This is a genomic window from Streptomyces sp. NPDC051183, assembly GCF_040682455.1.
Lineage (GTDB): Bacteria > Actinomycetota > Actinomycetes > Streptomycetales > Streptomycetaceae > Streptomyces.
Genome location: NZ_JBFBBA010000014.1, coordinates 1 through 19,237, shown reverse-complemented (window position 1 = coordinate 19,237; position 19,237 = coordinate 1). Strand labels below are relative to the sequence as shown.

Annotated in this window: 13 protein-coding genes and 1 pseudogene; 7 read left to right on the top strand and 7 right to left on the bottom strand. The window is 70.8% G+C overall.

Annotated features, from left to right (window positions below; genetic code table 11):
- Nucleotides 1-148 precede the first annotated feature (148 nt).
- Together AB0M99_RS14725 and AB0M99_RS14720 are read right to left on the bottom strand one after the other, a co-directional pair.
- Nucleotides 149-1,438, bottom strand: coding sequence for a citrate synthase (locus AB0M99_RS14725; protein ID WP_365920199.1), 1,290 nt, complete (start codon nt 1,436-1,438; stop codon nt 149-151).
- A gap of 183 nt (nt 1,439-1,621) precedes the next feature.
- Nucleotides 1,622-3,868, bottom strand: a complete 2,247-nt coding sequence (locus tag AB0M99_RS14720) for an ATP-dependent RecD-like DNA helicase (protein ID WP_365920197.1) — start codon at nt 3,866-3,868, stop codon at nt 1,622-1,624.
- A gap of 289 nt (nt 3,869-4,157) precedes the next feature.
- Between AB0M99_RS14720 and AB0M99_RS14715 the strand changes: the two genes are divergently transcribed.
- Both AB0M99_RS14715 and AB0M99_RS14710 read left to right on the top strand, forming a co-directional pair.
- Nucleotides 4,158-4,703 (top strand): DUF937 domain-containing protein, encoded by a 546-nt coding sequence (locus AB0M99_RS14715; RefSeq protein ID WP_365920195.1) that lies wholly within the window; start codon nt 4,158-4,160, stop codon nt 4,701-4,703.
- 78 nt (nt 4,704-4,781) lie between these two features.
- A pseudogene (locus tag AB0M99_RS14710) lies at nt 4,782-5,273 on the top strand (GNAT family N-acetyltransferase); the annotation flags it as partial.
- Here the strand turns inward: AB0M99_RS14710 and AB0M99_RS14705 are convergent.
- Complete coding sequence (locus AB0M99_RS14705) at nt 5,224-6,159, bottom strand: EamA family transporter (protein ID WP_365920193.1); 936 nt, start codon at nt 6,157-6,159, stop codon at nt 5,224-5,226. The pseudogene AB0M99_RS14710 and the gene AB0M99_RS14705 sit on opposite strands and share 50 nt — an antisense overlap.
- 108 nt (nt 6,160-6,267) lie before the next feature.
- Here AB0M99_RS14705 and AB0M99_RS14700 point away from each other — a divergent pair, with 108 nt between their 5' ends.
- Both AB0M99_RS14700 and AB0M99_RS14695 read left to right on the top strand, forming a co-directional pair.
- Nucleotides 6,268-7,224, top strand: a complete 957-nt coding sequence (locus AB0M99_RS14700; RefSeq protein ID WP_365920191.1) for a LysR substrate-binding domain-containing protein — start codon at nt 6,268-6,270, stop codon at nt 7,222-7,224.
- A 10-nt stretch (nt 7,225-7,234) separates the two neighbouring features.
- A complete protein-coding gene (locus tag AB0M99_RS14695) occupies nt 7,235-9,115 on the top strand; it encodes a glycoside hydrolase family 3 N-terminal domain-containing protein (protein WP_365920189.1) in 1,881 nt (626 codons plus the stop codon).
- Between the two features lie 24 nt (nt 9,116-9,139).
- On the opposite strand, the gene AB0M99_RS14690 is transcribed toward AB0M99_RS14695, so the two are convergent.
- Complete coding sequence (locus AB0M99_RS14690) at nt 9,140-10,576, bottom strand: S28 family serine protease (protein WP_365920187.1); 1,437 nt, start codon at nt 10,574-10,576, stop codon at nt 9,140-9,142.
- A gap of 84 nt (nt 10,577-10,660) precedes the next feature.
- Nucleotides 10,661-11,059 carry a hypothetical protein gene (locus tag AB0M99_RS14685; RefSeq protein ID WP_365920185.1) on the bottom strand — a complete coding sequence of 133 codons (399 nt, stop codon included), beginning with the start codon at nt 11,057-11,059 and terminating at the stop codon, nt 10,661-10,663.
- 204 nt (nt 11,060-11,263) lie between these two features.
- Between AB0M99_RS14685 and AB0M99_RS14680 the strand changes: the two genes are divergently transcribed.
- A complete protein-coding gene (locus AB0M99_RS14680) occupies nt 11,264-11,818 on the top strand; it encodes an EF-hand domain-containing protein (protein WP_365920183.1) in 555 nt (184 codons plus the stop codon).
- 30 nt (nt 11,819-11,848) lie between these two features.
- On the opposite strand, the gene AB0M99_RS14675 is transcribed toward AB0M99_RS14680, so the two are convergent.
- Together AB0M99_RS14675 and AB0M99_RS14670 are read right to left on the bottom strand one after the other, a co-directional pair.
- Entirely contained in the window at nt 11,849-15,700 is a 3,852-nt protein-coding gene (locus AB0M99_RS14675; RefSeq protein WP_365920181.1) for an ABC transporter ATP-binding protein, read from the bottom strand.
- A 124-nt stretch (nt 15,701-15,824) separates the two neighbouring features.
- A complete protein-coding gene (locus AB0M99_RS14670) occupies nt 15,825-16,598 on the bottom strand; it encodes a GntR family transcriptional regulator (RefSeq protein WP_365920179.1) in 774 nt (257 codons plus the stop codon).
- Nucleotides 16,599-16,759: 161 nt separating this feature from the next.
- Here AB0M99_RS14670 and AB0M99_RS14665 point away from each other — a divergent pair, with 161 nt between their 5' ends.
- Both AB0M99_RS14665 and AB0M99_RS14660 read left to right on the top strand, forming a co-directional pair.
- The gene (locus AB0M99_RS14665) at nt 16,760-17,263 is read left to right on the top strand and encodes an ATP-binding protein (protein WP_365920177.1); all 504 of its coding nucleotides are present in this window, start codon (nt 16,760-16,762) and stop codon (nt 17,261-17,263) included.
- A gap of 422 nt (nt 17,264-17,685) precedes the next feature.
- The coding region (locus AB0M99_RS14660; RefSeq protein ID WP_365920175.1) for a reverse transcriptase domain-containing protein at nt 17,686-19,237 on the top strand (1,552 nt) is incomplete at its 3' end.

Here is a 19,237-nt window from a genome sequence, read left to right as displayed (position 1 = left end):
ACCTGCAGCAGGTCCCGGCAGCACCGATCGCCCCGGCTCGGGTCCCGTGGGGGGAATCCGTTCCGGGGAAAGGAAAGCGCCCCGACCGTCGACCCGTGGGGGGATCGGCGGCGGGGCGCTTTTCGCAGGTACCTCGGAGAGCCTCGGGTCAGCGGGCCTCGACCGGAACGAAGTCGCGCAGGACCTCACCGGTGTAGATCTGGCGCGGACGCCCGATGCGGGAGCCGGGCTCCTTGATCATCTCGTGCCACTGGGCGATCCAGCCGGGGAGCCGGCCGAGCGCGAAGAGCACGGTGAACATCTCGGTCGGGAAGCCCATGGCCCGGTAGATCAGGCCGGTGTAGAAGTCGACGTTCGGGTAGAGCTTGCGCTCCACGAAGTAGTCGTCGGCCAGCGCGTGCTCTTCGAGCTTGAGCGCGATGTCGAGCAGCTCGTCGCTCTTGCCGAGCGCCGAGAGGACGTCGTGCGCCGCCGCCTTGATGATCTTCGCCCGGGGGTCGAAGTTCTTGTAGACGCGGTGCCCGAAGCCCATGAGCTTCACGCCGTCTTCCTTGTTCTTCACCTTGCGGATGAAGGTGTCGACGTCGCCGCCGTCGGCCTTGATGCCTTCCAGCATCTCCAGGACCGACTGGTTGGCGCCACCGTGCAGCGGACCCCACAGGGCCGAGATGCCGGCGGAGATCGAGGCGAACATGTTCGCCTGCGAGGAGCCCACCAGGCGCACGGTGGAGGTCGAGCAGTTCTGCTCGTGGTCCGCGTGCAGGATCAGCAGCTTGTCGAGCGCCGAGACCACGACCGGGTCCAGGTCGTACTCCTGGGCCGGCACGGAGAAGGTCATGCGCAGGAAGTTCTCGACGTAGCCGAGGTCGTTGCGCGGGTAGACCACCGGGTGGCCGACCGACTTCTTGTACGCGTACGCGGCGATCGTCGGCAGCTTGGCCAGCAGCCGGATCGTCGAGAGGTTGCGCTGCGTCTCGTCGAACGGATTGTGGCTGTCCTGGTAGAACGTGGACAGCGCGCTGACCACGGAGGACAGCATCGCCATCGGGTGCGCGTCCCGCGGGAAGCCGTCGTAGAACCGCTTCACGTCCTCGTGCAGCAGCGTGTGCTGGGTGATCTCGTTGCGGAACGACGCGAGCTGGTCGACGGTCGGCAGCTCGCCGTTGATCAGCAGGTACGCGACCTCGATGAAGGTCGAACGCTCGGCCAGCTGCTCGATCGGGTAGCCGCGGTAACGCAGGATCCCCTGCTCACCGTCGAGGTAGGTAATCGCGGACTTGTAGGCGGCGGTGTTGCCGTAGCCACTGTCCAAGGTGACGAGCCCGGTCTGGGCCCTCAGCTTCGCGATGTCGAATCCCTGGTCACCGACGGTGCTCTCGACCACCGGGTAGGTGTATTCACCGTCCGCGTACCGGAGTACTACAGAGTTGTCGCTCACGTCATCCCTCACCGACGTAGTGCCTCTTCTTCGAGGTGCCCTGACTGCCTCTACCTTCCCCCATTTGGCGCAGGAGAGTGCACTCGGGGTCGGCCTTTGGTCCTATTGACGGCACTGAGTGCCTTCAACCTGCTCATCCTGCCCCCTCCGCACCAGTGGCGGATACCCCAAATGATCGATCATCTAGGTGATGTTTCCCACCGGTATGCGGCCGGACAGCCTGGGCGCGACCGCCGTGAACCTCCTGCCTGCGGAAACCGTACGCACTGCCTGACCGAGGGCTTTGCGGGACCCGACCAGGACGACCAGTTTCTTCGCCCTGGTCACCGCCGTGTAGAGGAGGTTGCGCTGGAGCATCATCCAAGCCCCGGTGGTGACCGGGATCACGACCGCCGGATATTCACTCCCCTGGGACCTGTGGATGGTGACGGCGTACGCGTGGGCCAGCTCGTCGAGCTCCGAGAACTCGTACGACACCTCCTCGTCCTCCTCGGTCCGTACCGTCAGGCGCTGTTCGTCCAGGTCCAGGCCGGTGACCACGCCGACAGTGCCGTTGAACACACCATTGGCGCCCTTCTCGTAGTTGTTCCGGATCTGGGTGACCTTGTCGCCCACGCGGAAGACCCGGCCGCCGAAGCGCTTCTCGGGCAGGTCGGGCCGCGCCGGGGTGATCGCCTGCTGGAGCAGCCCGTTGAGGTTTCCGGCGCCGGCCGGACCCCGGTGCATGGGGGCGAGAACCTGGATGTCCCGGCGCGGGTCGAGGCCGAATCTGGCCGGAATTCGCCGGGCGGCGACATCCACGGTGAGCCGCCCGGCCTCCTCGGTGTCCTCCTCCGGGAAGAGGAAGAAGTCGGGCAGCCCCTGGGTGATGGGCGGCAGGCCGGTGTTGATCCGGTGCGCGTTGGTGACCACCCCCGACTGCTGGGCCTGGCGGAAGATCCGGGTCAGCCGGACGGCCGGTACCGGGCCGCCCTCGGCGAGCAGGTCGCGCAGCACCTCGCCGGCGCCGACCGAGGGGAGCTGGTCCACGTCCCCGACCAGCAGCAGGTGCGCTCCCGGAGCCACGGCCTTGACCAGCTTGTTCGCCAGCAGGAGGTCCAGCATCGAGGCCTCGTCCACCACGACCAGGTCGGCGTCCAGCGGCCGGTCCCGGTCGTACGCCGCATCCCCGCCCGGCTTGAGTTCCAGGAGCCGGTGGACGGTGGAGGCGTCGGCCCCGGTGAGCTCCGAGAGCCGCTTCGCCGCCCGCCCGGTGGGGGCGGCGAGGACCACCTTGGCCTTCTTCGCCCGGGCCAGCTCCACGATCGAGCGGACGGTGAAGGACTTTCCGCAGCCCGGCCCGCCGGTGAGGACGGCGACCCGACGGGTGAGGGCCAGCTTGACCGCGTCCCGCTGCTCGGGGGCCAGCTCGGCTCCGGTGCGGCCGGCGAGCCAGCCCAGGGCCTTGTCCCAGTCCACGTCCCGGAAGCCCGGCATCCGGTCCTCCTCGGCCTGTAGGAGCCGGCGCACCTGCCCCACCAGTGAGAGCTCGGCGCGATGGAAGGGCACCAGGTACACGGCGGTGAGCGGGTCCGGGCCGCCCTGCGGGTCGGGCACGGACTCCCGTACGACGCCCTCGGGGTCGGCGGCAAGCTCCGCCAGGCACTCGATGACCAGACCGGTGTCCACCTGGAGCAGCTTGACCCCGTCAGCGATGAGCCTCTCCTCGGGCAGGAAGCAGTGGCCCTGGTCGGTGGACTGGGACAGGGCGTACTGGAGCCCGGCCTTGACCCGCTCGGGACTGTCGTGCGGGATGCCGACGGCCTGCGCGATCCGGTCGGCGGTGAGGAAGCCGATGCCCCACACGTCGGCGGCGAGCCGGTAGGGCTGGTTCTTGACCACCGAGATGGAGGCGTCGGCGTACTTCTTGTAGATGCGCACCGCGATGGAGGTGGAGACGCCGACACCCTGGAGGAAGACCATGACCTCCTTGATGGCCTTCTGCTCCTCCCAGGCGGCGCCGATCAGCCTGGTCCGCTTGGGGCCGAGGCCCGGCACCTCGATCAGCCGCTTCGGCTCGCCCTCGATCACGTCCAGCGTGTCGGTGCCGAAGTGCTCCACGATCCGGTCGGCGATCTTCGGGCCGATGCCCTTGATCAGGCCGGAGCCGAGGTAGCGCCGGATGCCCTGGATGGTGGCGGGCAGGACGGTGCGGTAGTTCTCGACGGTGAACTGCTTGCCGTACTGCGGGTGGGAGCCCCAACGGCCCTCCATGCGCAGCGATTCGCCGGGCTGGGCGCCGAGCAGGGCGCCGACGACGGTGAGGAGGTCGCCGCTGCCCCGGCCGGTGTCGACCCGCGCGACGGTGTAGCCGCTCTCCTCGTTGGCGTAGGTGATGCGTTCGAGCACCCCCTCGACCACTGCCGGCTGGACCGCCCCGTTGGTTTCCATGAACCAGAAGCTACCGGTTGGCGCCGACAGCCCGGAGGGCCTGTGGAAAACGCCCGTGGAAACCGGAAGGGGGTCCGGCCTCGCGGCCGGACCCCCTCACGGTTACCCCTCCCGTGTCGGACTTCCCGATCCCCCCAGATCCCTCCCCGGAAGTGCCGACGCAACGTACGACCCGCAAGCCCCGCCGGGGGTTGCACACCGCTCTACAACTTTACTTTTCCATTACCAAAGGGGGGTCCGAGCGCGACCCGAGGTGCCGGTGTATCGACACAGAAGTAGCGTTTCGGGCATGAGCGAATCTTCATTCCAGGACGACGTGCTCAATGAGCTCGGCGACGACAAGCTGACCGAGATCGCCGGACTGCTCGGCACCGACGTGGGCGCCGCGCGCGAGACCGTCGCCGAGACCGTCGGCGCCATGACCGGCGGCCTGCAGGAGAAGGCGGACGCCGATGACGACGACGGCGTGGAGGTCCGCCAGGCCTTCGCCGAGGTGGCCCAGCCCCCGCTGGAGGGCGTGGCCACGCTCGGCGGCCTCGGCGGGCTGCTCAGCGGCGGGATGATGGCCGGCGTGCTCGCCAAGGTGAGCAAGCCCGTCGCCAACGCCGTCTCGAAGAAGACGGGCATCCCCGCGGCCACCGTCAGCCGGGTCATCGAACTGCTGATCCCGGTACTGCTGGCCGTCTTCGCCAAGCGCGCGGCAGCCGGCAAGGGCGCGGGCGCCGGCGCAGCCACCGCGGGCGGCGCACCCGCGGCCGCCCCCGGCGCCGCACCGGCCGAAGGCGGCAACCTCGGTGACCTGCTGGGCCAGATCCTGGGCGGCGGCAAGAAGTAGCCACGGCGGCGAGGTCGCCCGGACGGCGCAGCCGCCCCCGCGCTACCCTCGGGCACCATGGACAACCCCGGTGTACGGCTGCGGGATCCGGCGCCCGGCGAGCTGGGCTGGATCGTGCAGCGGCACGGCGCGCTCTACGCCGCCGAGTACGGCTGGAACACCGAGTTCGAGGGCCTGGTCGCCCGGATCGTCGCGGACTTCGCCGAGGACCACGACCCGTACCTTGAACGCGTCTGGATCGCCGAGCTGGCCGGCCGCCCGGTCGGCTCGGTGATGTGCGTGCGCGAGGAGGGCTCCCCCACCACGGCGCGGCTGCGGCTGCTCCTGGTGGAGCCGCAGGGCCGCGGCCACGGCATCGGCACCCTGCTCGTGGACACGGTCGTCGACTTCGCCCGCTCGGTCGGCTACCGCGAACTGGTCCTGTGGACCAACGACGTGCTGCGCGAGGCCGGCGCCCTGTACCGGCGGGCCGGTTTCACCATGGTCGCCGAGCATCGGCACCGCTCGTACGGCGTCGCCCTCACGGGGCAGGACTGGCGGCTGCCACTGCAGGAGGGCTCTGCGCACTGACGCCCGAACCGACCCCCGTACGGTTCGAAGCGCGCGCGGGGGCCAGCGAGGTGAGCGCCACCCCGCCGACGAGCAGGGCGGCCGCCAGCCAGCGCAGCCCCGAGATCCCCTCGCCGAGCACCAGCGCGGCCGAGGACATCCCGAACACCGGGACGAGCAGCGAGAACGGCGCCACGGACGAGGCCGGGTAGCGGCGCAGCAGGTACCCCCAGGCGCCGAAGCCGAACACGGTGGACACCCAGGCCACGTACCCGATCACGGCGACCCCGGACCAGTCGAGCGCGCGCAGCGCCGCGAGGTCCCGCTCGGGCCCCTCCACCAGCAGCGAGAGCCCGAACAGCGGCAGCACAGGGACGGTGCACACCCAGACCATGAAGTTCAGGGCGTCGGGCGGGGAGGCCTTGCGGGTCAGGACGTTGGAGACGCCCCAGCACGCGGCGGCGGCAACGACCAGGGTGAAGCCGAGCACCGGCCCGGAAGCGCCCCCGTCGGCGGCGGCGACGGCGATCCCGGCGAGCGCGACGGCCATGCCGGTCACCCGTACCCGGCCGGGCCGTTCGCGCAGCACGACGGCGGCGAGGACGGCGGTGAAGACGGCCTGGATCTGGAGCACGAGGGAGGAGAGCCCGGCGGGCATCCCCTCGGCCATGCCGGTGAACAGCAGGCCGAACTTGGCGATGCCGAGGGCCGCTCCGACCCCGAGGATCCACTTCCAGGCGACCTTGGGCCGGCCGACGAAGAACACGGCGGGCAGCGCCGCGACGAGGAACCGCAGGGCGGACAGGAGCAGCGGGGGGAAGTGGTCGAGTCCGATCTCGATGACGACGAAGTTGAAGCCCCAGACGGCGGCGACGAGCACGGCGAGTGCGGTGTGTACGGGACGCATGGTTCGAGCATCGACCCCGGGACGATGTAGCACCAGCGCGGATCTCTTCCGGGATGGATGAAGCAATGCTTACGAATGGGCGGGCTCGCCACGCCTAGGATGGGGCACATGCTCGACCTGTCCCGGCTGCGCGCCCTGCACGCCGTCTCCGTCCACGGCTCGGTCGCGGGCGCGGCGGCCGCCCTCGGCTACACCCCCTCCGCGGTCTCGCAGCAGATCGCAAAGCTGGAGCGGGAGACCCGCACCACGCTGCTGGAGCGGCGGGGGCGCGGGGTCGCGCTCACCGAGGAGGCCCGCCATCTGGCCGACACGGCCCAGGAGTTGCTGGCCATCGTCGAGCGCGCCGAAACCACCCTGGAGGAGCGCCGCGGGCAGCCGGGCGGGCTGCTGACGGTGGCCGCCTTCGCCTCGGCGGCGCGCGGGCTGCTGCCGGGGGTGCTGGCCGACCTGGCGCGCCGCCATCCCGCGCTGGACGTGCGCCTGACGGAGGTGGACCCCCACCTCTCCGTGGACCTGGTGGCCCGGGGCGTCACCGATCTGGCCGTGGCGCACGACTGGGACATCGCCCCGCTCCCGGCGCCCGAGGGCGTGGAGCAGGCCGTGATCGGCGACGACCCCTGCGATCTCGTCGTGCCGCGGGGGCACCCCTTCACCTCCCGGGCGGTGGTCCGGCGTTCGGATCTGGGCGGACAGCGCTGGGTGTGCCAGCCGCCGGGCCGCGTCTGCCACGACTGGCTGGTGCGGACCATGCGCACGGCCGGGTTCGAGCCCGAGATCGCGCACGTCGCCGAGGAGAACCACACCATCGTCGCGCTCGTCGCGGCCGGCCTCGGGGTGGCCGTCGTACCGCGGCTGGGCACCGGGGCGCTGCCGCCGGGCGCGGTGGCCGTACCGCTGCGGCCGGGGCCCGTGCGCCGGCTGTACGCCCTGTGGCGCACCGGGGCGGCCCGCCGGCCGGCGATCACCGAGGCCGTACGGACCCTCCAGGAGCACTGGGCCGCGCAGGGACCCCGTCCGGGGGACCTCCCGAGTGTCCGCGGCCGCACGGGGGCGGCCCGGCAGTAGGGTCCGGCCCGTGCCGTACCAAGCCTCCCGCCGGACCCTGCTCGCCGTGGCCGCCATGGCCGCCGTCACGGCCGCCGGGGCCGCCTCCACCGCCGTCGGGCGCGACCCGGAGCCCGGTGACCCGCACCCCGACGACCCGCGCCCCGGGGACCGCCCGCCCCGCGGGGAGCGCCCCGGCGGCCCGCCGGGACACCGGCCCGACGCGGCGCAGCTGCGCGGGCTGGTGGCCCGGATGAGCCTGGCCGAGCAGGTCGGGCAGCTCTTCGTGTCCCGGGCGTACGGACACTCCGCGACCGACCCCGACCCGGCGGACGCCGAGCGGAACATGGCGCTGTTCGGGGTGCGCACCGCCGCCGAGCTGGTCGCCCGCCACCACCTCGGCGGGATCATCTACTTCGCCTGGGCGCACAACACCCGTAACCCCCAGCAGATCGCGGAGCTGTCGGCCGGCCTCCAGCGCGCGGCCGCCCGGTCCGGCGGGGGCGTCCCGCTGCTGCTCTCCACGGACCAGGAGCACGGGATCATCGCCCGCATCGGCAAGCCCGCGACCCTGCTCCCGGGGGCGATGGCACTGGGCGCTCAGCACGGCGCGGCCGGCTCCACCGCCGATGCCCGCCGGGCGGCGCGGATCGCGGGCTCCGAGCTGGCCGCGATGGGCATCCGGCAGGACTACGCACCGGTGGCGGACGTCAACGTCAACCCGGCCAATCCGGTGATCGGGGTACGGTCCTTCGGCTCCGAACCGCGCGCCGTGGCGGCGCTGGTCGCCGCCCAGGTGCGCGGCTACCAGGGCGCGGGGGTGGCCGCGACGGCCAAGCACTTCCCCGGCCACGGGGACACCGAGACCGACAGCCACGTCGGGCTGCCGGTGATGAGGCACAGCCGCGCACAGTGGGAGGAGCTGGACGAGCCCCCGTTCAGGGCGGCGGTCGAGGCGGGTGTCGACGCCGTCATGACGGCGCACATCGTCTTCCCCGCGCTCGATCCGTCCCGGGATCCGGCGACGCTCTCGCGGCCCATCGTGACCGGCATCCTGCGCGAACGCCTCGGCTTTCGCGGGGTGGTGGTCACCGACGCCCTCGACATGGCCGGGGTCCGTCAGAAGTACGGGGACGACCGGGTGCCGGTGCTGGCGCTGAAGGCGGGCTGCGACCAGTTGCTGAACCCGCCGGACCTGGGGCTGGCCGTGCGCAGCGTGCTGGCGGCGGTGGATTCGGGCGAGCTGTCGCGGGCGCGGATCGAGGAGTCGGTGCTGCGGATCCTGGAACTCAAGTCCCGCCGGGGCCTGTTCGGCCGCTCGTACGCCACGGTCACGGCAGCCGACGCGGCCGCGGAGGTGGAGGCCGTCGTCGGGATCCCGGAGCACCTGGCCGCCGCCGACGAGATCGCGGCCGGGACGACGACGCTGCTGGCCAACCCGGTGAAGCTGCTGCCGCTGGATCCGGCGGCCCGGCCCCTGCTGCTGGTGACGGGCACCGACCCCGCCTCCCCCACCGGTACGACCGGACCCCCTACGGAGGTACTGGCCCGGGAGCTGTCCGCGCTGGGCTGCCGGGCGACGGCCGCGCCGCCCGCCCGCGCGGTGGCGGCCGCCGCGGGCCACGCGGCCGTGCTGGTGTGCACGTACAACGTCCCGGAGGGGGAAAGCCCGCAGCGCACGCTGGTCGCGGAGCTGCTGGCCACCGGGGTCCCGGTGGTCCTGGTGGCGATCCGCAATCCGTACGACCCGGCCCGGCTCCCGCGGTGCGCGGCCGAGCTGGCGACGTACTCCTGGACGGATGTGGAGCTGCGCGCGGCGGCCCGGGTGCTCACCGGGGCCGTACGGCCCTCGGGCCGCCTCCCGGTCCCGGTGCCTGGCCGCTACCCGCTGGGCCACGGGCTGACGTACTAGCCGGGGGCCCAGCGGGGGTCGCGGCTACGGCCGCAGCATCGGCTCGCGGTCGACCTGGTCGAGCTGCGCGTCCGGCTTCGCCAGCGGCGCGGCCGGGGCGGCGCCGTCCGCGCCCAGCGCGGTGGCGGCCGGGGCCACCCCGGCCCACTGCAGGATCTTCGCGGTGGCCAGCGTCCGCTCGCCGTCGAGCAGCTTGGCGACGTTGGCCCCGTGGTTGGCGCCCGGCGCGGTCATCACGTAGCTGTCGCGCACGTTGTAGCCGAGGTGGAACGGCTCGGCGCCCCACGGGTCGTTCTGCCCGTAGACGAAGAGCATCTGGTTGGCGTTGTTGCGCACCCAGGTGTCCACGTCCGCCATGGCCGCCGGCTTGAAGGTCATGGGGATGTCGCGGGGCACGAAGTTGCGCGGCGGCTGGTAGCCGTAGCGGCTCAGGCTGCCCAGGTGCGGCTGCTTGATGTCCGGGGAGCCGAGCTGCGTGCCCGCCTGGTAGTAGTACGGGACGTACGTCTCCAGGCCCTGGTCGGCGTAGGCGGAGAAGCCGGAGATCGCGTCGACGGTGTCCCAGATCTCCTGGTCGCTCGCGGTGGCGGCGGCCGGGATGCCGGCGCAGTCGGCGAGCAGGCTGTACTGCCAGAAGGCCCACACGTAGTCGAGCACGACGGCCTCGTAGGCCTTGTCGAGGGTGCCGACGGTGTTGAACGTCCAGCCGTTCTCGGCGGCGGCGGCCGCGTACTTGGCCTCCAGCGGCTCGCGGCGCACGAGCGCCTCGCGCTGCACGGCGTTCAGCTTGTCGCGGCACTCCTTGGTGCCGACCTTGCTGAAGAACCGGTCGTAGGCCGAGTCCTCCTTGTTGACCACGTCGTTCGGCGCGACGTAGGCGACGACGCCGTCCATGTCACGCGGGTAGAAGCGCTCGTAGTAGGTGGCCGTCATGCCGCCCTTGCTGCCGCCCGTGGCCAGCCAGTTCTTGGTGTAGATCTTCTTGAAGGCGGTGAAGACGCGGTGCTGGTCGCTGGCGGCCTGCCAGATGTCCAGGTTCGCCCAGTTGGCCGGGTCTGGCCGGGAGGGCGTGAAGAATCGGTACTCCAGCGACACCTGGTTGCCGTCGACTATGGTCGTCGGCTCGCTGCGGCGCGGGTTGGTGTTGACGTTGTAGCCGGAGGTGAAGAAGACCGTCGGCCGGGAGACGTCCTTGTGCAGCAGGGTCAGGCGCTGCTTGAAGGTGCCCTTCCACGGAGCCCGGTGGTCGACCGGCTGCTCGTAGTTCAGTACGAAGAAGCGGTAGCCGGGGTACGGCTTCTCCTCGATCAGACTCATCCCCGGAATGCCGAGGATCTGGTCCTTGATGTCCGTGGCGGCGGCCGGCCCTGCGGCGGTGGCCGCTTGAGCCGTGAAGCTTGCCGCACCCATGGTGCCGATCAGCACCACGAGCGACAGCAGCCATCCGAGCGTCTTGCGCATTCACCCTCCCCTTGAGTTCACTTCGGTCGCCGTGAACCTAGCCGGGTCAACACGCCGCTGAACAGACCTTGTTGGGTCGCAGCGTCAGCAAAGAATCCAGCCGGAATCAGCCGATCCGGCCGCCACGCCCCCCTTTACATACACACAGCGGTTGATCACATGGACGGTGACAGGTCCGGCATATCGGGTGAACCGCCCCGCATCGCGTACGGGGACCCCGCCGCGTGGCTGAATGCTCACCGCCATCGCGCGGCGCCTGCCGGGCTCGCGGGCCACGGTCACCGCGCACACCTGGGTACGGGTCCTGTAGATGCGGACCTCGCCCGTGGAGAACGGCAGCGCCTTGACGAGCCGCCCCGGACAGCCGCCGGTCGCGGCCTGCGCGGGCGGCGCCGCGAAGAGCCCGGCGACGCTCAGCCACAGGGCCCCCGCGAACACCCAGAGGCCGGCGGCCCACCGGCCGCGCGCCCTCGACCTCAGCAACACCCTGTCCCCCGATCGTTCGTACGTACCGCGTGCGTACGCACATACGACGCTCGGGCCTGCCTGAAGGTTGCAGCGGGCAAGGACTTCTGCTCCGAGTGACCTCGTACGGGTGGATCCGCAACTCCCGGGCGCCGATACGGGAGTTCGCGACCCGCCGGGAGATTACGCTGAGTAACCAGATACCCACGAAAGGGCACTTCCATGACGAACAACCTGCTCGACCGCAAGCTGGACCGCGCCTTCCGGCACCTCGACGTCAACTCCGACCAGGTGATCAACTGGACCGACATGATCGCCCTCGGGGCGCGGCTCCTCGACGCCCTCGACGAGCCCGCCGACTCGCCGAAGGCCGAGCGCGTGATGGCCGGGCTCGCGGACTTCTGGCAGGACCTGTTCACCGAGCTCGACATCGACCGGGACGGCAAGGTCACGCCCGAGGAGTACAAGCTCGGCATGACACGGCTCTACCAGGACGGCGGCGAGGCCTACGACCGCTCGTTCCGGCCTCTGATGCACGCGATCCTCACGGTCGTCGACACCAACGGCGACGGGTACGTCAGCCCCGAGGAGTTCCACAGGGCCCAGCAGGCCTTCGGCACGGAGCTGGAGCCCGCCGAGACCGACGCGCTCTTCGCGCGGATCGACCTGAACCACGACGGGTACCTGTCCGTGGACGAACTCCTCGTCGCCGTCCGCGAGTACTACACGGGCGACGACGAGGACGCCCCGGGCAACCTGCTCTTCGGCGAGCTCTGAGCCCCGGGCGGCGCCGCCCTGGGCGCAGCCCTAGGCGACTGCGCGCTCGTCCTCACCGGCGAAGGTGCGCCACAGCTCGGCGTACCGGCCGCCGCGCGCCAGGAGCTCGGCGTGCGTGCCGTCCTCCACGACCCGGCCCCGGTCCATGACCACGACCCGGTCGGCGCGCGCGGCGGTGGTCAGCCGGTGCGCCACCACCAGGGTGGTGCGCTTGCCCGCGAGCCGGTCGGTGGCCTGGTTGACCTGCGCCTCGGTGGCCAGGTCGAGCGCGGCCGTGGCCTCGTCCAGCAGCAGCACGTCCGGGTCGACGAGCTCGGCGCGGGCGAGCGCGATCAGCTGCCGCTGCCCGGCGGACAGGTTGCGGCCGCGCTCACTGACGGTGTGCAGGTAGCCCCCGTCGAGGGTGGCGATCATGTCGTGCGCCCCGACCGCGCGCGCGGCCGCCTCCACCTCGGCGTCGCCCGCCTCGGGCCGCCCGTAGGCGATGGCGTCGCGGACGGTTCCGGGGAAGAGGTACGACTCCTGCGGGACGACCCCCAGCCGGTGCCGGTACGCCGTCAGGTCGAGCTCGCGCAGGTCGGTGCCGTCGGCGGTGACCCGCCCGGAGGTGGGGTCGTAGAACCGGGCCACCATCTTGACCAGCGTGGACTTGCCGGCGCCGGTCTCGCCGACGAAGGCGACGGTCTGCCCGGCGGGTATCCGCAGGCTGATCCCGGCGAGCGCGTCCCCCTTCTCCCCCCGCTCCTCGGCGGTGCCGTAGGCGAAGCGGACGTCCTCGAAGGCGATCTCGCCGCTCAGGGCCGCGACCTCGCGCGGCTCGGCGGCGCGCGGCGTGGTCGTGGGCTCGCGCAGCAGCCCCTGGATGCGGCCGAGGGAGACGGTGGCCTGCTGGTAGCCGTCGAAGACCTGGGAGAGCTGCTGGACGGGGGCGAAGAACAGGTCGATGTAGAGCAGGTACGCCACCAGCGCGCCGGTGGTGAGGGTGCCGGCCTCGACCCGGCCCGCGCCGACGATCAGCACGGCGGCCGCGGCCCCGGAGGACAGCAGCTGCACGAAGGGGAAGTAGACGGATATCAGCCACTGGCCGCGCACCCGGGCCTCGCGGTACGAGTCGCTGCGCTCGGCGAAGCGGGCGGCGCCCGAACCCTGGCGGCGGAACGCCTGGACGATGCGGAGCCCGGAGACGGACTCCTGGAGGTCGGCGTTGACCAGGCCGACCCGGTCGCGGGCGAGCTCGTAGGCGGCGACCGACTTGCGGCGGAAGACGATGGTGCCGAGCACCAGCACGGGGAGGGTGGCGAAGACGATCAGCGCGAGCTCGACGTCGAGGACGAGCAGGGCGACCAGGATGCCGAAGAAGGTGAAGACGGAGACGACGGCGGTGACGAGCCCGGTCTGCAGGAAGCTGGACAGGGCGTCCACGTCGGTGGTCATCCGGGTCATGATCTTGCCGGTCAGCTCGCGCTCGTAGTAGTCGAGGCCGAGTCGCTGGAGCTGGGCGAAGATCTTGACGCGCAGCGCGTACAGCACGCGCTCGCCGGTACGCCCGGTCATCCGGGTCTCGGCGAACTGCGCGGCCCACTGCGCGACGACGACGGCCAGGGCGAGCCCGGCGGCCACCCAGACGGCGCCGAGGGCGGCCTGCGTGACGCCCTTGTCGATGCCGTGCCGGATCAGGACGGGCAGCAGCAGCCCGGAGCCCGCGTCGACGGCGACCAGGCCGAGGCTGACGGCGAGCGGCGCCCAGAAGCCGCGCAGCAGGCGGCGCAGGCCGTAGCTCTCCTCCGGGGCCGCGGCGCGCGCCTCGTCCACCCCGGGGGTGTCGTCTGCGGGCGGCAGCGCCGCCACCTGCGCGAGCAGTTCGGGGGTCGCGGGCATCCCGGCGACGGCTCCGGCCATGGAGGGCGGTCCGGCGGCGGGCACGCCGGCGGCCGCGGCGGGTGCGGCCGTCGCCTTGCCGTCCTCGCTGCGCCGCCACAGCTCGGGGGTGACCCCGTCCGAGACCCGGCGCTTGGCGTTGACGGGCTCGGAGTCGATCTCGGCCTCGAGCTCGATGTCCCGTTCGAGGTCCCGTTCCAGGTCCCGTTCGAACTCCGCCATAGCGGGCGCGTCGGGGGTCCGCGGGGAGGCGGCCCCGAGGGCGTCGGGGTCGGTCAGCAGACGCCGGTAGAGGGCGGAGCGGCGCTCCAGCTCCTCGTGCGTGCCGATGTCCGCGAGCCGCCCGTGCTCCAGTACGGCGATCCGGTCGGCGAGGGCGAGGGTGGAGCGGCGGTGGGCGATGAGCAGCGTGGTGCGGCCGGCCATGACGGACCGCAGCGCTTCGTGGATCTCGTGCTCCACGCGGGCGTCGACGGCCGAGGTGGCGTCGTCCAGGAGCAGCAGGCGGGGGTCGGTGAGGATGGCGCGGGCGAGCGCGATGCGCTGGCGCTGGCCGCCGGAGAGGGTGAGCCCCTGCTCGCCGACCTTGGTGTCGTACCCGGCGGGCAGGGCCGCGATGAACCCGTCGGCCTGGGCGGCGCGGGCGGCGGCCTCGACCTGTTCGGCGGTGGCGCCGGGGTGCCCGTAGGCGATGTTGGAGCGGATGGTGTCGGAGAACAGGAAGGAGTCCTCCGGCACCAGGCCGATGGCGCCGCGCAGCGACTCGTACGTCAGCTCGCGCACGTCGTGGCCGCCGACGCGGACGGTGCCGCGGTCGGCGTCGTAGAAGCGCGGCAGGAGCAGCGAGACGGTGGACTTGCCGCTGCCGGAGGCGCCGACGACGGCGACGGTCTCGCCCTCGGCGATGGAGAGCGAGAAGCCGTCGAGGACGGGCCGCTCGGGGTCGTAGCCGAATCCGACGCCGTCGAACTCGACGGTGGCGGGCGCGTCGGCGGGAAGCTCGCGGGTGCCCTCGTGGATCACGGGCCCCATGTCGATCAGCTCGAACACGCGCTCCGCGCCGGCGCGGGCCTGCTGTCCGACGGTGAGGACCATGGCGAGCATGCGGACGGGTCCGACGAGCTGGGCGAGGTAGGTGGAGAAGGCGACGAAGGTGCCGAGGGTGACCTGGCCGTTGGTGGCCATCCAGCCGCCGAGGGCCAGCATGGCGACCTGTCCGAGGGCGGGCACGGCCTGCAGGGCGGGGGTGTAGCGCGAGTTGAGCCGGATGCTCCGCATCCGCCCGGCGAACAGCCGGCGCCCGGCGGTGCGCAGCTTGCCCGTCTCCTGCTCCTCCTGGCCGAAGCCCTTGACGACCCGTACGCCGGTCACGGCCCCGTCGACGACCGTGGCGACGGCCGCGGCCTGGCCCTGGGCCCACCAGGTGGCGGGGAAGAGCTTCTTGCGGCTGCGCTTGGCGATGAACCAGAGGGCGGGGGCCATGAGCAGCGCGACGAGGGTCAGCAGCGGCGAGAGCCACAGCATGATGCCGAGGGATATCCCGAAGAGCAGGAAGTTCCCGATGGTCATCGGCAGCATGAACAGCAGGCCCTGGATCAGCTGCAGGTCACTGGTGGCCCGCCCGACGACCTGCCCGGTGGACAGCTCGTCCTGGCGGCGCCCGTCGAGGCGGGCGACGGCGTCGTACATGTCGGTGCGCAGGTCGTGCTGCACGTCCAGGGCGAGGCGGCCGCCGTAGTACCTGCGTATGTAGGTCAGCACGTACACGAGCAGGGCCGCGGCTATGAGCATCCCGGCCCAGGGCGCCATGTCCTTGGTCTTGTCCCCGATGACGTCGTCGATGATCACCTTGGTGACCAGCGGCACGACCGCCATGACGGCCATGCCCGCCAGTGAGGACCCGAGCGCGAGCAGTACGTTGAGCCTGTAGCGCCAGGTGTAGGCGGCCAGCCGCCTGCCCCAGCCCTGTTTGCTTCCGTCGGCTGCCGTCTCTGCCGCCACCACGTGGTGCCTCCCCGTTGGTCGTGTCCTACCGCCACCCCCAACGCCCCGACCGGCGGATTTCATCCCGCCGCAACAATCGAACGCCATCACGCGACCCCGCGCACGCCTGCCTGACCCGTCCGGGCTACGGCGCCCCCGGCGCGTCGAACTCGTATTCCAGGACGTAGGCCGAGGCGTCGAGCACCATCTCGTTGACCTCGACGACCCGCCCGTCGGCGGCGAAGGCGGTACGGGCGACCAGTACGACCGGGGTCCCGGCCGCGAGCCCGAGCCGCGCGGCCTCGTCGGCGGCGGGCATCCGGGAGCGGACCTCCTCCCGGAACCGGGCGGGCGCGTGGCCGAGCTCCGCGAGGCGGGCGTAGATGCCGCCGGGGCCGGTGTCGGGCTCGGTGATGGGAGTGCCGGCCACGAGGGCGGCGTCGAGGTACGAGGTCGCGAGCATGACGGGCTTCCCGTCGAGCAGGAACCTCCGCCGCCGCACGCACGCGGGCGCCCCGTCGGCCAGCCCGAGCACGGCGGCGACGCCGTGCGGAGCGGGCTCCTCGGCGACCCCGAGGAACTCGACCTCCGGGTCTCGCCCCTTGCCCTCTGCGGCCCAGATCGACCCTCCGGCACCCCAGACCTCGACGGCCAGCCGCTGGATTCCGCGGCGTCGAATACCGACCCGGAACTCGCGAACGAAGACCCCGGCACCCTTGCGCGCCTCGGCCAGCCCCTCGGACTGCAGGACGCCGAATGCCTGCCGGGCCGTCATCCGGGCAACGCCGTAGGTGGCCATGAGGTCGCTCTCGCCCGGCAGCCGATCGCCAGGCCCGTACTCGCCGGACGCGATGGCGTCCTTCAGCGCGGCAGCGATGCGCAAGTACTTGGGCTGCCGTCCCGCGACGTCCTTCGGCATACGGTCCTCCCCGATCATCTCCGGACAGCCTAGGGGCGCATCAGGACCGCGGGCGCCTCCCGCCCGCGCAACACACGGCAATCGAACATATCTAGATACCTCTTGACCGAGCCATCGGAGCCCGCTTCACTCGGCTCAGGTATCTAGATAGGTGAGGCACCATGGCAATGCCCTCTGCCGATGAGATCTTCTGGATCGTCCCCCGCGGCCCCCGCGCCCCCGGCCGCGCCCGCGCGCTCCTGCGCGGGCAGCTCGCCGAGTGGAAGACCGACGGGGAGCCCGCGGAAACCGCGGAGCTGCTGCTCTCCGAGCTGGTCACCAACGCCGTACGGCACGCCCGCGCCCCCCACGGCCGGGACATCGGGGTGCGGCTCGCCCGGTACGACGGGCTGCTCCGCGTGGAGGTGGCCGACGCGGGACCCGCCGTCGAGCTCGCCCCCGAGGCCGCCACGGAGTGCGACGAACGGGGGCGCGGGCTCGCGACCGTGGAGGCCCTCGCCGTGCGGTGGGGGCAGTGCCCCCGGCGGCACGGGATCGGGAAGGCCGTCTGGGCCGAGTGCGCCTTGGAGGCGTCTGAATGTATCCCCGGCTCAGCCGGGAGGGATTTGGAGGATATCCCTGGGTCGAATGACTCACCTGGAGTCGAAAGGCGAAGGGGAACGTAGCATGTCAGGAAAGCGGTGACCGGGTCCAGGTATCAGGGACGGTGCATCGCGAGACCCGCGCGATATGGCGAAAGCTGGATTGCCTGAACCCCAATCTCCAGTCGATTCAAAGACGCATCCGCCGGAAAGGTATCTGAAACCGGCGCCGTTCCCTGTGCTGGCTATTTCGGCCTGCTGGCACAACTCCAGGGGGCGGGGCGATCCCCAGTGAGGGGATTGAAGGAGATGAGTGGGGCGCCTAAGTCGCGCTAGAACGTACATTCAGATGAACCAAGGGATCACCTAAAGGGCGCGAGCCCCATGGTGACGGAGTGTCCGTAGTAGTCGCAGGAGTAACGACCTGCCGAGGAGTCCGGGAGAGCCGGAATCAGGGCGAAGGGACACAGGTGACATGGGATTGACGAGACCGGGAGGTATGCGAAATGCAGAACGCCGAAGTGGTTCTTGAGATCCTCCGTGAACGCGGCAGGCGGAATCTGCCATGCAATGAACTGTATCGACAGATGTTCAACCCGCAGTTGTATCTACTGGCCTACGGGCGCATCTACTCCAACAAAGGGGCGATGACGCCCGGAGGCTCAGGGGAAACCGCAGACGGCATGTCACTGGCCAAAATCGGCAGCATCATCGATGCGTTACGTCACGAGCGTTTCCGATTCCAGCCGGTGAAGCGGACCTACATCCCGAAGAAGAACGGGAAGATGAGGCCGCTGGGCCTGCCGTCCTGGACGGACAAGCTGGTCGGCGAGGTCATGCGTCTCCTCTTGGAGGCGTACTACGAGCCCCGGTTCTCCGACCGCTCCCACGGTTTCCGTCCCGGACGGGGATGCCACACAGCATTACGCGACGTGGCCAAAACCTGGACCGGGACAGCCTGGTTCATCGAGGGAGATATCGCCCAGTGTTTCGACTCGCTTGACCATCAGGTGATGCTCGATACCCTGGGCGAGAAAATCCACGACAACCGGTTCCTGCGGCTCGTGCGCAACATGCTCAAAGCCGGATACCTGGAAGACTGGACATGGAACGCCACACTCAGCGGCGCCCCACAGGGCGGGGTCCTCTCGCCCATCTTGTCCAACATCTATCTGCACCGGCTGGACATCTTCATCGAAACAGTCCTCATGCCGGAATACACCCGAGGGAAACTCAGGGCGAGGAACCCTGAATACCGCCGGGTCGAAGCGGCTATCCAGCGGGCCCGTACACGCGGCAACCACACCGCAGTACGCGCGCTGCGAAAACGGCTCCACAGTCTCCCGAGCCAGGACATGTCCGACCCGGGATACCGCCGTCTCCGCTACGTGAGATACGCCGACGACACCCTCATCGGGTTCACCGGACCCAAAGCCGAAGCCGAAGAAATCAAACAGCACCTGGCCCGGTTCCTGCGAGAAGACCTCAAGCTGGAACTGTCCCAGGAAAAGACGCTGATCACCCACGCCAGAACAGGCGCGGCACGATTCCTCGGCTACGAGATCACCATCCGCAGGGACGACCGCAGATCAGAACGGCGAAACGGACCCCGGCGCAAGCGCCGATCGGTCAACGGAACCGTTGCCCTGCACGTCCCAAAGGACGTGATCAAGGCGAAATGCGCCCCATACCTGGAACGCGGGAGACCCTCGCGACAGACCGCGATGCTCAACTACGACGACTACACCATCGTCAGCATCTACGGCGCCAAGTACCGCGGAATCGTTCAGTACTACCTGCTGGCCGGCGACGTCTTTCGACTGAACCGGTTGCACTGGGTCATGCAGTCCTCGCTGCTGTGCTCCCTGGCGAACAAGCACCGCTCGACCATGTCGAAGATGGCTCGCAAGTACAAGGTCACCATCGACACCCCGGCCGGGCGCCGCAAGTGTCTCCAGGCCAGCATCACCCGCGCCCCGAGCAGGAAACCGCTGGTCGCGCAGTTCGGTGGCATTCCACTCAAACGGCAGAAGTTCGCGGTCCTCACGGACCACGATC

Excerpts from the sequence above, each read along its gene's own strand:
- AB0M99_RS14680 (WP_365920183.1), top strand. The coding sequence starts at position 11,264 with ATGACGAACAACCTGCTCGACCGCAAGCTGGACCGCGCCTTCCGGCAC.
- AB0M99_RS14665 (WP_365920177.1), top strand. The coding sequence starts at position 16,760 with ATGGCAATGCCCTCTGCCGATGAGATCTTCTGGATCGTCCCCCGCGGC.
- AB0M99_RS14720 (WP_365920197.1), bottom strand. The coding sequence starts at position 3,868 with ATGGAAACCAACGGGGCGGTCCAGCCGGCAGTGGTCGAGGGGGTGCTC.
- AB0M99_RS14690 (WP_365920187.1), bottom strand. The coding sequence starts at position 10,576 with ATGCGCAAGACGCTCGGATGGCTGCTGTCGCTCGTGGTGCTGATCGGC.
- AB0M99_RS14705 (WP_365920193.1), bottom strand. The coding sequence starts at position 6,159 with ATGCGTCCCGTACACACCGCACTCGCCGTGCTCGTCGCCGCCGTCTGG.
- AB0M99_RS14700 (WP_365920191.1), top strand. The coding sequence starts at position 6,268 with ATGCTCGACCTGTCCCGGCTGCGCGCCCTGCACGCCGTCTCCGTCCAC.
- AB0M99_RS14670 (WP_365920179.1), bottom strand. The coding sequence starts at position 16,598 with ATGCCGAAGGACGTCGCGGGACGGCAGCCCAAGTACTTGCGCATCGCT.
- AB0M99_RS14715 (WP_365920195.1), top strand. The coding sequence starts at position 4,158 with ATGAGCGAATCTTCATTCCAGGACGACGTGCTCAATGAGCTCGGCGAC.